The following is a 13,658-nucleotide window of genomic DNA, read 5'->3' on the forward strand; positions in this document are numbered from 1 at the left end:
GGTCGCCACCCAGCTTGCCGCGAAATAGTCCCGATGCAACGCGGAACGCCGGCCGGCGGTTCGCGTTTGGGCACGGGCCGTTATGCACGCTGTGCCTCTTCTGGTGAATTGAGACCGACATGAAACTCTTCGACTGCCCGCATTGCGGCCACCGTCTCTACTTCGAGAATGCACAGTGCCTGAACTGCTCCAGCCTTGTGCTCTACGATCCCGAACATGCCCGCTTCGCCTTGTCGGGCGCGGACAGCATCTTCCAGTGCACCAATGCCGATGAATGCGCCTGCAACTGGATGGCCGAGCCGGGGCAGGGTTTTTGCCGCGCTTGTGTGCTGAACCAGCTGATCCCGGATCTCTCCGTCGACGGCAACCGCCGCCGCTGGATCCGGGTCGAGGCGGCGAAGAAGCGTGCCATCTATTCGCTGCTCGCCTTCGGCCTGCCGGTCGCGCCCAAGCAGGGCCCGACGGACGAGATCGGCCTCGCCTTCGACTTCCTCGCCGATCCGATCGGCGTCGGGCCTGGCGGCGAACGCATTCTCACCGGCCATGACAATGGCCTGATCACGCTCAACGTCGCCGAGGCCGATTCAGCCGAGCGCGAAAAGCGCCGCGTCCAGATGGGTGAGAATTATCGGACGCTGCTCGGCCATTTCCGCCATGAGCTCGGCCATTATTACTGGGACCGCTTGATCCGCGACGATCYGCAAAGGCTGGCCGCCTTCCGCGCTCTGTTCGGTGACGATCGCGCCGACTACGAACAGGCGCTGAAGGCCTATTACGCCAATGGCGCGCCACCCGACTGGCAGCAAAACCACATCTCGGCCTATGCCACTTCGCATCCGTGGGAGGACTGGGCCGAAACCTGGGCCCACCATCTGCACATCACCGACACGCTGGAGATGGTCCATGCGCTGAACTTCCCGCTCGGCCGGCTGGAGACGGTAGAGGCCAATGATTTGCCGCAAGGCGACACCGGCGGCGAACTGCAGGCAGCCCCTTCGGAGCCTGCGAACACGCCCGAGCCCTTCGAAAAAATCCTTGCGCGCTGGCTGGTGCTGTCGGAAGCCTCCAACTCGATCAACCGCTGCATGGGCCTGCCCGACCTCTACCCCTTCGTCATTTCGGACGTGACGGCGCGAAAACTGGCCTTCGTTCACGACCTTTTGACCGGTTTGCCGAAAGACGCGGGAACAAATCGTGAGGTGACGCCGGCATTTTAGCCGGAACGCATGCGCCGCTGCCCCGTTTTCAAACCCGAGGGACCATGAAAACGGAGAGAAACCATGAAATCCGTATTGTTTCCCGCATTCGCCGGGATGATGACCGTGATGTCGGGCGCCGCGCTTGCCGACACCGCCGTCTCGGCCGTCACCGATCTAAACGTGCGTGCTGGTCCGGGTCCGCAATATCCGGTCATCGGCGTGCTCGCCGCCGGCCAGTCGGCGACGCTCAATGGCTGCATCGAAAACAGCAAATGGTGCACCATCGCCGAAGCCGGCGGCCAGGGCTGGGTCTATTCCGACTATGTGACCGCCGATTTCAGCGGCAGTCGGGTGGTGCTGACGCAGCGCCCGCACGGCTCCGCCGTTGCCATCGTCTCACCGCCGGAAGACATCGGTAATTATTCCACCGACTATACCGGGGCGATCGTGGCCGGTGAGCCGGCCGAGGACGCCTTTCCCCCGCCTCCGGCCGCAATCCGCACCTATGTCGACACGCACCGCCTCGACCCGGTCTATCTCGACGGCGAGGTGGTGACGGGCGCGACCTTGCCCGACACTGTCGAGCTGCGCGAAATTCCCGACTACAACTACCGCTATGTCTATGTGAACGGTCAGCCGGCGCTGATCGATCCGCAGACACGGCGCATCATGTACGTGGTGCGTTGATACAGACCAGCGGTCGCGATTGCGACCGCTGGTAACCGCTGGTAAGAGCCGGGACAAGTCGGTGCCCGCAGCGCCCGAGCAGCGCTGGGTGCTGTGTGTGGCGTCTGTTTGCGCACCGAACCCTGACGGAAACGATTCCGATTACTGAGGCATCAGAGGACGCAAAAGGCATGGCCTGATCGCGGTGCCACCCGCCCTTGTCTTGACTCCGCGGCCGATTTCCTGTCTACACGCCTCGAATTCCGCGACGAGTATCCCTCCGAGCAAGCCGACTAGGACGCCGAAGCCTCTTTGAGGCCAAGTGCTGTAAATCGATCCTGGAGGCCAACACCCGGCAGCGCTGAGCGCCCCCGGGTGCTTTTTGGTTTTGGGCTTTTGCTTTTGATTGGACACTTGGCGCGAACGCATTACCTCTCGGGCACCATCCGGGTGCCAGGGAAAAGGAAAACGAATGTTTGAACCGCTGCAGGAGCGCACAAGAGGCGTGGAGGGCCATCGGCCCGACAGGGATCATTATGAATCCAAGGCGCTCTCGCGCGGCGGGTTGACCAATGTTTGAGTCCCTACAAGAGCGTCTTGGCTCCATCCTGAACGGCCTCACCGGCCGCGGCGCGCTGTCGGAGGCTGATGTCTCGGCGGCGTTGCGCGAGGTGCGCCGTGCGCTGCTCGAGGCCGACGTGGCGCTCGAAGTGGTGCGCTCCTTCACCGACAAGGTGCGCGAAAAGGCCGTTGGCGCCGCGGTGCTGAAGTCGATCAAGCCCGGCCAGATGGTCGTCAAGATCGTCCATGACGAGCTTGTCGACATGCTCGGCGCCGAGGGCGTCGCCATCGACCTCAATGCGCCGGCCCCGGTCGTCATCATGATGGTCGGCCTGCAGGGCTCCGGCAAGACGACGACCTCGGCCAAGATCGCCAAGCGGCTGACCGAGCGTCAGAACAAGAAAGTCCTGATGGCCTCGCTCGACACGCGGCGTCCGGCCGCGCAGGAGCAGCTCCGCCAGCTTGGCGAGCAGGTCAAGGTCGCGACGCTGCCGATCATTGCGGGCCAGAATCCGGTCGATATCGCCAAGCGCGCTGTGCAGGCGGCCAAGCTCGGCGGCCATGACGTCGTCATCCTCGACACCGCCGGCCGCACACATATCGACGAGCCGCTGATGGTCGAGATGGCCGACATCAAGAAGGTGTCGTCGCCACACGAGATCCTGCTGGTCGCCGATTCGCTGACCGGCCAGGACGCCGTCAACCTGGCGAAAAGYTTCGACGARCGCGTCGGCATCACCGGCCTTGTGCTGACCCGCATGGACGGCGACGGCCGTGGCGGTGCCGCCCTTTCGATGCGCGCCGTCACCGGCAAGCCGATCAAGCTGATCGGCACCGGCGAAAAGATGGAGGGGCTGGAGGAATTCCACCCCAAGCGCATCGCCGACCGCATCCTCGGCATGGGCGACATTGTCAGCCTGGTCGAGAAGGCCGCCGAGAACATCGACGCCGAACAGGCGGCTGCGATGGCCAAGAAGATGCAGTCGGGCAAGTTCGACCTGAACGACCTCGCCCAGCAGCTTCAGCAGATGTCGAAAATGGGCGGCATGGGCGGTATCATGGGCATGATGCCGGGCATGGGCAAGATGAAGGACCAGATGGCCGCAGCCGGTCTCGACGACAAGATGTTCGGCCGCCAGCTCGCCATCATCTCCTCGATGACCAAGGCCGAGCGTGCCAATCCGGACGTGCTCAAGCATTCGCGCAAGAAGCGCATCGCCGCCGGTTCCGGCACCGACGCGGCCGAGATCAACAAGCTGCTCAAGATGCATCGCGGCATGGCCGACATGATGAAGGCGATGGGCGGCAAGGGCAAAGGCGGCGGCCTCATGCGCGGCATGATGGGCGGCCTTGCCTCCAAGATGGGCCTCGGCGGCATGGGCGGCATGCCCGATTTGTCGAAGATGGATCCCAAGCAACTCGAAGCCCTGCAGAAGCAGATGCCCGGCCTTGGCGGCATGAAGGGCCTGCCCGCCCCCGGCGGTGGTGGCCTGCCCGGCCTGCCCGGCGGCATGAAACTTCCGGGGCTTCCCGGCCTCGGCGGCGGCGGGCTGCCTGGCCTTGGCAAGAAGAAGTGAGGACACCATGAACGAAGAAAAGGACATGGCGGACGCCCGCATCATCCTGGCCGGCTACCGCGCCTCGATCGACAACATCGATGCCGCCCTCATCCATATGCTGGCCGAGCGCTTCCGCTGCACCAAGGCGGTCGGCGTGCTGAAGGCCGAGCATGGCTTGCCGCCGGCCGACCCGGCGCGCGAGCAGCAGCAGATCGCCCGTCTTCGCCAGCTGGCGCATGACGCGCATCTCGACCCCGATTTCGCGGAGAAATTCCTCAACTTCGTCGTCCGCGAAGTGATCCGCCACCACGAACAGATCGCCGCTGCCAACGGCGTGACGAAAACCGGCTGAAAAACAAAGATTTAGCCGCAACTCTATTAACGAAATCAAAGCTTTAGGAGAAAAGAAATGGCACTGAAGATCAGACTGGCCCGTGCGGGCTCGAAGAAGCGTCCCTACTACCACGTCGTCGTCGCCGACGCCCGTTCGCCGCGCGACGGCCGGTTCATCGAGTCGCTCGGCTCGTGGAACCCGCTGCTGCCCAAGGACGGCGAGCGCGTCAAGGTCGACGCCGACCGCGTCAAGCATTGGCTGTCGCATGGCGCCCAGCCGACCGACCGCGTGCTGCGCTTCCTCGACGAAGCCGGCATTGCCAAGCGCGACGCCCGCTCCAACCCGAAGAAGGCCGAGCCGGGCAAGAAGGCCCAGGAACGCGCCTCGCTGCTGAAGAAGGCTCAGGAAGACGCCGCTGCTGCCGTTGCGGCCGCCGCCGCTGCACCGGCCGAGACGGAAGCCGCCACCGCCGAATAAAGAGTGCTTCATCGCATCGACAAAACGGCGGGCCTGTGCCCGCCGTTTTGCTATTGTCCGGGAATGCCATGGCGGCATCAGGCTGATAGCGGATGGGCGAACAGGCAGTCAGGGAAGAAATCCTGTCGGGCAGCGTTCTCGGAACGCTGTTGCGATGCGCTGACGCCACGACCGGCGTCGTGGTGTTGAGCGGATCGAGCGGTCGTGTCGACGTCACCCGCGCCCGGCTGTTTGCCGGGGAAGGGGCGTCCGCGCTCGCGCTCCAGTGGTTTGGCGGCGAAGGCCAGGTTCCCGGCATCTGCGAAATCCCCTTGGAGACGTTCTTCGCCGCCACAGACTGTCTTGTCGGACTGGGCTGCCGGCGCATCGTCTATGTCGGCACCTCGAAAGGCGCCGAGGCATCCCTGCTCGCGGCCGTTCATGACCCGCGCATCGATGCCGTCGTCGCGGTCAGTCCGACATCGGTGGTTTGGGGAAATATCGGCCCAGGCCGCGACGGCATCGATTGGCCGGAGCGATCGTCATGGACGCTGAAGGGGATTCCCTTGCCGTTTGTCCCAAGCAATCCCGATTGGAGCGCGGAGTACGTGGACGGTCTGGCGTCGTACCGCGGACTGTTTCAGCGCAGCTTGCAGACCTTCAGGGACGAGGCGAGCCAAGCCGCCATTCCCGTCGAGGCCATTTCGGCGGAAATCGTGCTGGTTGCGGGCGGCGATGACGCACTGTGGCCGTCTCTGGATTTTGCCACTTCAATCGTTCAGCGTCGCAGGGACGCTGGAAAGGCCACGCGCCTCGTTTCGGCTCCCGACGCCGGCCACCGCATTCTCCTGCCCGGCGAAGACACTCCACGCTCGAGACTGCATGCGCATGGCGGCAACGATGATGCCGATGCGCGTCTCGGCCGCGACGCTTGGGCAGCCATACGGGTTCTGCTGTAGGGCGTTTGCGGTCTGAACGGCGGGCCATGCCCGCCGTTTTACTATTTCCAGTCCAGCGCCGATCAATAGCCGCGCGGGCAGCGGTCGATATAGACATCGCCATGACGGTCGCGATAGCGGCATTGGCCACGCCCGCTCGCCCGGCCGATCAGGGCGCCTGCCACGGCGCCAACCGCGCCGCCGACCACCGCGCCTTCAACCGGATCGCCGGCCACCGCGGCACCGACCGCCGCGCCACCCAGGCCGCCGATAGCCGCGCCGCGTTCGGTTTGCGAACACGCGCCCAGCGCCATCGTCAGCACCATAATCGTCATTATTTTCTTCATTTTCGTTCCTCTCACAGGGGGATCGCCATCGCTCCGCCAAGTGCTTAACTCTCAGACGGCTAATTTGATCCCGCAAAGGATGAAGATCGCGCTACCGCTCGCCCAAGCGACTTCAAGAGAGCGGCTGTGTCGGATCACGCCTCGGTGTTGCGCTTCAAATTGGCGAGGCCGACCTCGAAATCCCGACCGATCAGCGTGTCGAAGTTCATGAACAGGCCCATCAGCTTGGCGATGGGTCGGCTGCCGCGCATGGCCCAGCTGACGGCGGTGGTGTCACCTGAGGGCGTCAAGGTGAAGTCCACGCTGTTGTTGGCGCGGAACGGCTTTTCGAAATCGAGCTTGAGCGACACCTGCGAGGACGGCACCGAATTGACGATCTCCATGCGCCCCTTGCCGGCCTTGCCATTGCCCTCCCAGGCATAGGCTGCGCCCTTGCCGCTTTGCGCGCCGGAGAGCGTGCGCTTCATGTTGGGGTCGAGCTTTTCGTAAGGCGACCACGTCGGCCAGCGGCTGAAATCGTTGATCAGCGGAAAGATCGCGTCCGGCGGCGCCTTGATGATGGCGGTGCGGGTGGTGACGAAATCATTGGGCCGTGTCGCGGCATAAATGAGGATGGCGGCGATGATGACGAGCAGGATAATGAGGATGGTGCTGAACATTTTTCTCTCCCTAAGGCAATTCCAGGAAAACGATGAGACTATCGGCTGAACGGGATCAGCGCGCGCACCTTGGGGTCGCGTAAGTAAAGGCCGCCCCACAGGATGATGCCGAGATAGACGCCGAACAGCGTGTGTGAAAACAACGGATTGCCGATCCGCGCATTGGTGGCAATGGCGCCGCCCATATAGGCGGTGAGCAGGATGGCGCCGAGCACCGAGGTGCGCGGCCATGCGTAGAGCGCGGTCGCGATCAGGCCGATGACGCCGAGCATGCGCGCGACATTGGCATCGGCCGGCCAACCGAGCGGCACCATCGTCTGCGTCACCACGTCGAGCGGCGGCAGCTTGATGGCGCCGTCGAAGATCATGAACAGGATGATGAGACCGCTGAGCAAGCGGCCGGTCCACAAGGCGCCGGACGAGACGGGCGCGGTTTCAGAAATGCTCATTGGTGTTTCCTCGGTGTTTCGGTTTTGACGTTGGCCTTCCTGATGAAGGTTGAACCAAGGACGCGCGGTAACGTGCTGATCCGACACGCCGCCGCGGATTTCTTTTTGATGTCCGGCACGACGACGCATGCGGCCGGACCGATGCTCGTTCAAGGCGATGGGATAGTCTCGACGGGCGTAGCTCGCCATGACCGCACAATAACCCGGCGGCTCGGGTGCCGTGCCGGGGATGGTGGCTCAGTTTGAAATTGGCATTCGCCGAAACGTCGGATTGACCTTCAACACTTCGGCCAGCCAAAGAACAGATTTCTCCGCTGCGGCATATGCGAGCTCAGCCGTATCGTAACGCGCAGCGGAATAGTATTCCGTTGGCGTCCAGGCGCCACCATCCTCGACGTCTCGACGGAATTCCTCATAGCCGAACGATTTGTCGGGCCTGGAGAAGATATCGACGCAGCGGTCGTGTTCGTGGTTCTCGACGCTGGCAAACACGACCCATGATCTGTCAATTCGTTTCGACATCCAGCGTCTTATAGGCTCCGCGCCTGCCAGGATTAGGCGCAACGGCGTCCATCCTCTCGCACAGCTCATCCGTTGACCAGAGTCATTGCGAAACGCCGACAGCCATCGTCAGGAAAAATAGAACTTCTCGGCCGGAATCATCTTGGGCGGTGTTTCGCCCAGCGCCTCGAACACCGAGATTTCGCAGACGCGGCAGAGACCATCGAGCGCCAGGTCGTTGGCTTCGGTGCCGAACGGGTCCTCAAGCTCCTCCGACAGCGCGTCGAGGCCGAAGAAGGTGTAGGCGATCAGCGCCGTGAACAACGGCGTTGCCCAGCCGGTGCTCGAGATCAAGCCGATCGGCAGCAGCAGGCAGACGATGTAGGCCGTGCGATGCACCAGCAGCGTGTAGGCGAAAGGCAGCGGCGTGCCGGCGATCCGCTCGCAGCCTGCCTGAATGGCGGTGATCGATGCCAGCCTCTCATCCAGGATGCGAAAGCCGATCGAATCGACCTCGCCGATCCGGCGCTGTGCGTTGGCGCGGCGGCCCATGCGCCTGACCATCTCGTCGGCCGGATTGGCGAACTTTGCCGCCGCTTCCGCCTCGGTATCGATGAAGGCTCGGGCGTCCTTGATGCTGTCGATCTTGCGCAACTGCCCGCGCAGGAAATGACAGAACGCAAGCGCCTCCATCAGTAAGGCGCGCTGCTCGGTCGGGTCGGCGATGAGGCTGGTCGTGGCCCGCGCCAGATTGCGTATCTCGAAGACCAGCGCGCCCCACAGCTTGCGCGCCTCCCACCAGCGGTCATAGGCGGCATTGTTGCGGAACGAGAGGTAGATCGACAGCGTTACGCCGACCAGTCCGAAAGGCGTGATGTTGAAGACGCCGAGATCAAGCTCGAACCTCCGCGCCAGCACCAGGATGACCGCCGAATAGATGGCGAAGCCGAAAATCTGCGGCAGGATGCGCGGCACCACGGATCCACGCATGATGAAGAACAGCTGCAGGAAGTTGGGGCGCGGACGAACGATCATGGACGGGCCTTTCACGGGCCGGCATCGGCCCTCAGCTCCTGTATTGTGCGATGCGACAGATCCGCAAGCCCGACCGCCAGCGACATCGCCATGTCGTGCGCGGTGCGCGGACTATCGGCAGGTGCCGGTTGCGGATATCAGGGAGCTGTTGCCCGTTCCTGTTCAGGCGAGAGAAATGACCGGCGAGACCGATCTGAAGACACTGTTGGCATCGATGACGCCGGAACTGCTCGACGGCATCCATGTCTTCGCCACGCTGGCGCCTGATGTTCTCCAGCCAGAGGGCCTCGACCCGATAATGGTGTTTCGCGAGCGCGAGGGCAGGACGCTGATCGTGACCGAGGACTCGGCCAGCGCGGCGGGGCTGACCGCCTCATTCCGCTGCCGGATGATCACGCTGAACATCCACTCATCGCTGGAAGCAGTCGGCTTCCTCGCCGCCATCACCACACGGCTGGCAGCCGCCGGCATGGGCGTCAATCCGGTCTCGGCGTTCTATCATGACCATCTGTTCGTTCCGGCGGAGCGGGCGGAGGAGGCGATGGAGTTGTTGCGCGAGTTGGCCAGGGACAGCGCCGGCTGAGCTTTGACAGAACAGCGTAAATCGCGTAAATTACGGTAAATGCGTAAATTACGCGAACTTAGGATGCACCGTTATGCGCGAAGTTCCTACCACAGAATTCACCCGCAATTTTGGGCGCTACCGTGAAATCGTGCAGCGTGAGCCAGTCGCCGTCATGAGCCATGGGCGACCAACCGGCTATTTCGTTTCGGCTGTCGAGTATGAAGATCTGCAGCGCTACAAGAACCTAGCCCAGAAATCATTTGCGACCAGGGACCTGCAACGCGAGGACGTGGAAGCCATCGCCAATGGCCGCATGTCATCGGAACACGATCATCTCAATGCACTGATGGACGCCAAATAGGGCATGCCGTTGCCCGATCCGCAACTCGGCCTCGTGATTTCCTACGCGTATCTATGGCACCATGAGCATCAAGCCGGACAGGATGAAGGGCGCAAAGATCGCCCTTGCGTGATCGTGCTCGCCGTTGAGCAGGACGCAGATGGCCTGATCGTGACGGTGGTCCCCGTCACGCATGTCCCGCCGGCGGACCAGTCGCTGGCAATCGAGCTGCCACCCGCTGTCAAACGTCACTTGGGCCTGGACGGCGAGCGCTCATGGGTGATGCTTCACGAAGGCAACCGCTTCGCGTGGCCGGGTTACGACCTTCGACCGGTGCCGCGCTCGACCGACCGCTACGACTACGGTCTGCTTCCCCCAAAACTATTCTCGTCGATGGTGGAGCGCTTCAAAACCATTTGGGAAGCCGGGCGAGATCTTCCCGTATCGCGCGATTGACCAATTGGCGGAAGACCGCGCCAGCGCCCCTGCTCCCCGTAAGCGGGGAGAAGAGAGCTAACGGCCGAAGGCCGAGCCCGCGACCTTGGGCCGCCGGTCGTCCGGCGCCCTCGCGGAGGGCCCGCCGCGGCAGCGGCGATACGGCCCGTGAGCGGTAAGCTAGGCCGCCTTCTTCTTCGGCTGGATCAGGCCGCGCTCGACCAGCAGCTCGGCGATCTGCACCGCGTTGAGGGCCGCGCCCTTGCGCAGATTGTCGGAGACGATCCACATCGACAGGCCGTTGTCGATGGTCGAATCCTCGCGGATGCGCGAGATGAAGGTGGCGTCYTCGCCGGCCGATTCCAGCGGCGTGATGTAGCCGCCGTCCTCGCGCTTGTCCAAGACCTGGCAGCCCGGCGCCTCGCGCAGGATATCGCGCGCCTCGTCGGCGGTGATCGGCTTTTCGAACTCGATGTTGACCGCTTCCGAATGGCCGATGAACACCGGCACGCGCACGCAGGTCGCCGTCAGCTTGATCTTGGGRTCGAGCATCTTCTTGGTCTCGGCGACCATCTTCCACTCTTCCTTGGTCGAGCCGTCGTCGAGGAAGACATCGATATGCGGGATGACGTTGAAGGCAATGCGCTTGGTGAACTTCTTGACCTCGACGCCGTCGGCGACGAAGACCGCGCGGGTCTGCGTGAACAGCTCGTCCATGCCTTCCTTGCCGGCGCCCGACACCGACTGGTAGGTGGCGACGACGACGCGCTTGATGGTGGCGAAATCGTGCAGCGGCTTCAGCGCCACGACGAGTTGCGCGGTCGAGCAGTTCGGATTGGCGATGATGTTCTTGCGCGTGAACAGCGAGATCGCGTCCGGGTTCACTTCCGGCACGATCAGCGGCACGTCCTGGTCGTAGCGGAAGGCCGACGAGTTATCGATGACGACGCAGCCCTGCTTGCCGATCTTCGGCGACCATTCCTTGGAGACGTTGCCGCCGGCCGACATGATGCAGATGTCGGTGTCGGAAAAATCATATTGGTCGAGCGTCCGGACCTTCAGCGTGCGGTCGCCGAACGACACTTCCGTGCCCTGGCTGCGCCGCGAGGCCAGCGCCACGACTTCACTTACCGGAAAGCCGCGCTCTTCCAGTATGTTGAGCATTTCCCGGCCCACATTGCCCGTGGCGCCGACGATCGCAACCTTGAAACTCATAAATATCTCCTGTCCCTCTCCGCTTGGTTTTTGGAGAAAACCCGCCGGCCAATGCGGGTTTCGTCCCCCGGGCCGGACCCGGGAGAGGGTGGTTAGGCCAAGGGAATCACACCGTTTTGGTGGTGGTTTTTTTGGCCGTAGTTTTGCTGGAACGAGGAGACGCGACGACGCGCCCGGCCCAATGATTTGCATTGTGGCCAGGGAAATCGAATGCAAGAACCGCCATCAAAAGGCCGCGCATCGAAATGATCCCGTTCGAAGCGGGCTTTTACGCGGTTTGCGGCAGGAGTCAATTGGCGGTGCGTCGCATGGCCTTCATGGCTTGCCCTGTACAAGAGCGGCAGCAGGAAGTACGAACGGCCAAGATTGTTTGGCTGGCGTGGCGCCAGCCCCGGCTCGTGCTCCATGATGAGCGCAGAACCCTGAATTCCGAAAGAGCGAGATGTCCAACTTCGAAGCTATTGTTCCAGCGCTGGCACAGGCGCTGGAAAAACGCGGCTATTCCGAACTGACGCCTGTGCAGAAGGCGGTGCTGGAACTCGGCCAGGCCGATGCGCTGGTGTCGGCCCAGACCGGCTCCGGCAAGACCGTGGCCTTCGGCCTGGCGCTGGCGCCGACCCTTCTGGGCGATGCGGAGCGCTTTGGCCATGCCGCCGCACCGCTGGCGCTGGCGGTGGCGCCGACGCGCGAACTGGCGCTGCAAGTGACGCGCGAGCTCGAATGGCTCTATGAGCTGACCGGCGCCACGGTCGCGTCCTGCGTCGGCGGCATGGATATGCGCACCGAGCGGCGCGCGCTGGAGCGCGGCGCCCATATCGTCGTCGGCACGCCCGGCCGGCTGCGCGACCACATCACGCGCAATTCGCTCGACATGTCGGCGCTGAAAGCCGTGGTGCTCGACGAGGCCGACGAGATGCTCGATCTCGGCTTTCGCGAGGACCTCGAATTCATCCTCGACGCMGCTCCGGCCGACCGCCGCACGCTGATGTTCTCGGCCACCGTGCCGCGTTCGATCGCAACGCTCGCCCAGGGCTATCAGCGCGATGCCATACGCATTTCGGCCGCCGGCGAGGAAAAGCAGCATCTCGACATCGAATACCGGGCGCTGAGCGTCGCCCAGGCCGACCGCGAGAACGCCATCATCAACGTGCTGCGCTTCTATGAAGCCAAGAACGCGCTGGTGTTCTGCAACACCCGCGCCGCCGTCAATCATCTGACCGCACGCTTCAACAACCGCAATTTTTCGGTGGTGGCGCTGTCGGGCGAGCTCAGCCAGAACGAGCGCAGCCACGCTTTGCAGGCGATGCGCGATGGCCGCGCAAAAGTCTGCATCGCCACCGACGTCGCGGCGCGCGGCATCGACCTGCCCAATCTCGAACTGGTCATCCACGCCGACCTGCCGACCAACCCGGAAACGCTGCTGCATCGCAGCGGCCGCACCGGACGCGCCGGCCGCAAGGGCGTCAGCGCGCTGATCGTGCCCAACAGCGCCCGCAAGCGCACCGAACGGCTGCTGCAGAACGCTGGGCTGAAGGCGACATGGGCAAGCCCACCCTCGGCCGATGACGTCATCCGCCGCGACGAYGAGCGCATCCTGGCCGATCCGGYTTTCGACGAGCCGGTGAAGGAYGACGAGCGCGRSTTCATCGACGCGCTTCTCGCCMRRCAYGGCGCCGARCAGGTGGCGGCCGCCTTCGTGCGCCAGTGCCGCGCCAGCCGCTCGGCGCCYGARGATCTSATGGAMRTSGCSCCGTTCACGCCTTCGCGTGAAAGACCGGCGGGCGAAAACTTCGCGCGCCGCGACGAGGCGCCCAGCCGCCGCGACGATTTCGGCGACAGCGTCTGGTTCTCGCTCTCGATCGGACGCCGGCAGAATGCCGAGCCGCGCTGGCTGATCCCGATGCTGTGCCGCACCGGCAGCATCTCGAAGCGCGAGATAGGGGCCATCAAGATGCAGCCGGAAGAGACCTACGTGCAGATCGCCGCGGACTGGGCCGACCGCTTTCTCGCCGCGATCGGTCCCGACCGCAAATTGCAGGGCAACATCATAGTGAAGCGGCTGGAGGGCACGCCGGACCTGTCGCGCGCCGGCTATCAGCCGCCGAGTCCCGACAAGAAGCCGCATCGCGGCAAGGCGCCTTCCGACCCGAACGCACCGAAGCGCAAATTCGAAAAGCGCGCGCCGGCACCGTCCGACCAGCGGCCGCCAGCCGCGCATGAGGCAAAGCCATGGGCGAAGAAGCCGGGCAAGCCGAAATTCGACAATGCCGGCCCGCCGAAGCACAAGAAGGCGAAACGGCCCTCGTAAATCTACAGACGGCGAGATGCGCTCTCTTTCAGCCCGGCCTTGATGGCGGCCCAGCTTGCCGATGCCGGTGTCGGCCGATGCTGGCTTGCGA

At 63.7% G+C, this 13,658-nt stretch carries 17 protein-coding genes; 10 read left to right on the plus strand and 7 right to left on the minus strand.

Annotated features, from left to right (window positions below; translation table 11 throughout):
• The first annotated feature begins 119 nt into the window (after positions 1-119).
• The 6 genes from AC1DX0_RS20265 (at position 120) to AC1DX0_RS20290 (ending at position 5,734) form a co-directional block, all read left to right on the plus strand.
• On the plus strand, positions 120-1,217 hold the full coding sequence (locus tag AC1DX0_RS20265) for a zinc-binding metallopeptidase family protein (protein ID WP_477356599.1): 1,098 nt from the start codon (positions 120-122) through the stop codon (positions 1,215-1,217).
• Between the two features lie 63 nt (positions 1,218-1,280).
• Complete coding sequence (locus AC1DX0_RS20270; protein WP_477224427.1) at positions 1,281-1,886, plus strand: DUF1236 domain-containing protein; 606 nt, start codon at positions 1,281-1,283, stop codon at positions 1,884-1,886.
• Between the two features lie 551 nt (positions 1,887-2,437).
• Positions 2,438-4,003 (plus strand): signal recognition particle protein, encoded by a 1,566-nt coding sequence (gene ffh / locus AC1DX0_RS20275; protein WP_477224428.1) that lies wholly within the window; start codon positions 2,438-2,440, stop codon positions 4,001-4,003.
• Positions 4,004-4,010: 7 nt separating this feature from the next.
• Entirely contained in the window at positions 4,011-4,337 is a 327-nt protein-coding gene (locus tag AC1DX0_RS20280) for a chorismate mutase (RefSeq protein WP_027055188.1), read from the plus strand.
• A 57-nt stretch (positions 4,338-4,394) separates the two neighbouring features.
• A complete protein-coding gene (gene rpsP / locus AC1DX0_RS20285; RefSeq protein ID WP_477224429.1) occupies positions 4,395-4,796 on the plus strand; it encodes a 30S ribosomal protein S16 in 402 nt (133 codons plus the stop codon).
• Positions 4,797-4,888: 92 nt separating this feature from the next.
• The gene (locus AC1DX0_RS20290) at positions 4,889-5,734 is read left to right on the plus strand and encodes an acyl-CoA thioester hydrolase/BAAT C-terminal domain-containing protein (RefSeq protein ID WP_477224430.1); all 846 of its coding nucleotides are present in this window, start codon (positions 4,889-4,891) and stop codon (positions 5,732-5,734) included.
• A gap of 62 nt (positions 5,735-5,796) precedes the next feature.
• On the opposite strand, the gene AC1DX0_RS20295 is transcribed toward AC1DX0_RS20290, so the two are convergent.
• From AC1DX0_RS20295 to AC1DX0_RS20315, 5 genes are all read right to left on the minus strand, one after another.
• Positions 5,797-6,060 (minus strand): YMGG-like glycine zipper-containing protein, encoded by a 264-nt coding sequence (locus AC1DX0_RS20295; RefSeq protein WP_477224431.1) that lies wholly within the window; start codon positions 6,058-6,060, stop codon positions 5,797-5,799.
• A gap of 134 nt (positions 6,061-6,194) precedes the next feature.
• Positions 6,195-6,719 (minus strand): SRPBCC family protein, encoded by a 525-nt coding sequence (locus AC1DX0_RS20300; RefSeq protein WP_477224432.1) that lies wholly within the window; start codon positions 6,717-6,719, stop codon positions 6,195-6,197.
• Between the two features lie 38 nt (positions 6,720-6,757).
• Positions 6,758-7,168 (minus strand): DoxX family protein, encoded by a 411-nt coding sequence (locus AC1DX0_RS20305; RefSeq protein ID WP_477224433.1) that lies wholly within the window; start codon positions 7,166-7,168, stop codon positions 6,758-6,760.
• A 237-nt stretch (positions 7,169-7,405) separates the two neighbouring features.
• Entirely contained in the window at positions 7,406-7,660 is a 255-nt protein-coding gene (locus AC1DX0_RS20310; RefSeq protein WP_477224434.1) for a hypothetical protein, read from the minus strand.
• Positions 7,661-7,798: 138 nt separating this feature from the next.
• On the minus strand, positions 7,799-8,704 hold the full coding sequence (locus AC1DX0_RS20315; protein WP_477224435.1) for a bestrophin family protein: 906 nt from the start codon (positions 8,702-8,704) through the stop codon (positions 7,799-7,801).
• Between the two features lie 175 nt (positions 8,705-8,879).
• On the opposite strand from AC1DX0_RS20315, the gene AC1DX0_RS20320 reads away from it, so the two are divergent.
• From AC1DX0_RS20320 to AC1DX0_RS20330, 3 genes are all read left to right on the plus strand, one after another.
• A complete protein-coding gene (locus AC1DX0_RS20320; protein ID WP_477224436.1) occupies positions 8,880-9,287 on the plus strand; it encodes an ACT domain-containing protein in 408 nt (135 codons plus the stop codon).
• A gap of 73 nt (positions 9,288-9,360) precedes the next feature.
• Positions 9,361-9,630 carry a type II toxin-antitoxin system Phd/YefM family antitoxin gene (locus tag AC1DX0_RS20325; RefSeq protein ID WP_477224437.1) on the plus strand — a complete coding sequence of 90 codons (270 nt, stop codon included), beginning with the start codon at positions 9,361-9,363 and terminating at the stop codon, positions 9,628-9,630.
• 3 nt (positions 9,631-9,633) lie between these two features.
• Complete coding sequence (locus AC1DX0_RS20330) at positions 9,634-10,065, plus strand: type II toxin-antitoxin system PemK/MazF family toxin (RefSeq protein ID WP_477224438.1); 432 nt, start codon at positions 9,634-9,636, stop codon at positions 10,063-10,065.
• Between the two features lie 159 nt (positions 10,066-10,224).
• On the opposite strand, the gene AC1DX0_RS20335 is transcribed toward AC1DX0_RS20330, so the two are convergent.
• Both AC1DX0_RS20335 and AC1DX0_RS20340 read right to left on the minus strand, forming a co-directional pair.
• Positions 10,225-11,259 (minus strand): aspartate-semialdehyde dehydrogenase, encoded by a 1,035-nt coding sequence (locus AC1DX0_RS20335; RefSeq protein WP_111544088.1) that lies wholly within the window; start codon positions 11,257-11,259, stop codon positions 10,225-10,227.
• Positions 11,260-11,351: 92 nt separating this feature from the next.
• Complete coding sequence (locus AC1DX0_RS20340) at positions 11,352-11,666, minus strand: hypothetical protein (RefSeq protein ID WP_477224439.1); 315 nt, start codon at positions 11,664-11,666, stop codon at positions 11,352-11,354.
• A gap of 35 nt (positions 11,667-11,701) precedes the next feature.
• Between AC1DX0_RS20340 and AC1DX0_RS20345 the strand changes: the two genes are divergently transcribed.
• Entirely contained in the window at positions 11,702-13,567 is a 1,866-nt protein-coding gene (locus AC1DX0_RS20345) for a DEAD/DEAH box helicase (protein WP_477356601.1), read from the plus strand.
• Positions 13,568-13,658 lie beyond the last annotated feature (91 nt).

Source organism: Mesorhizobium sp. P3_A9, from assembly GCF_056402975.1.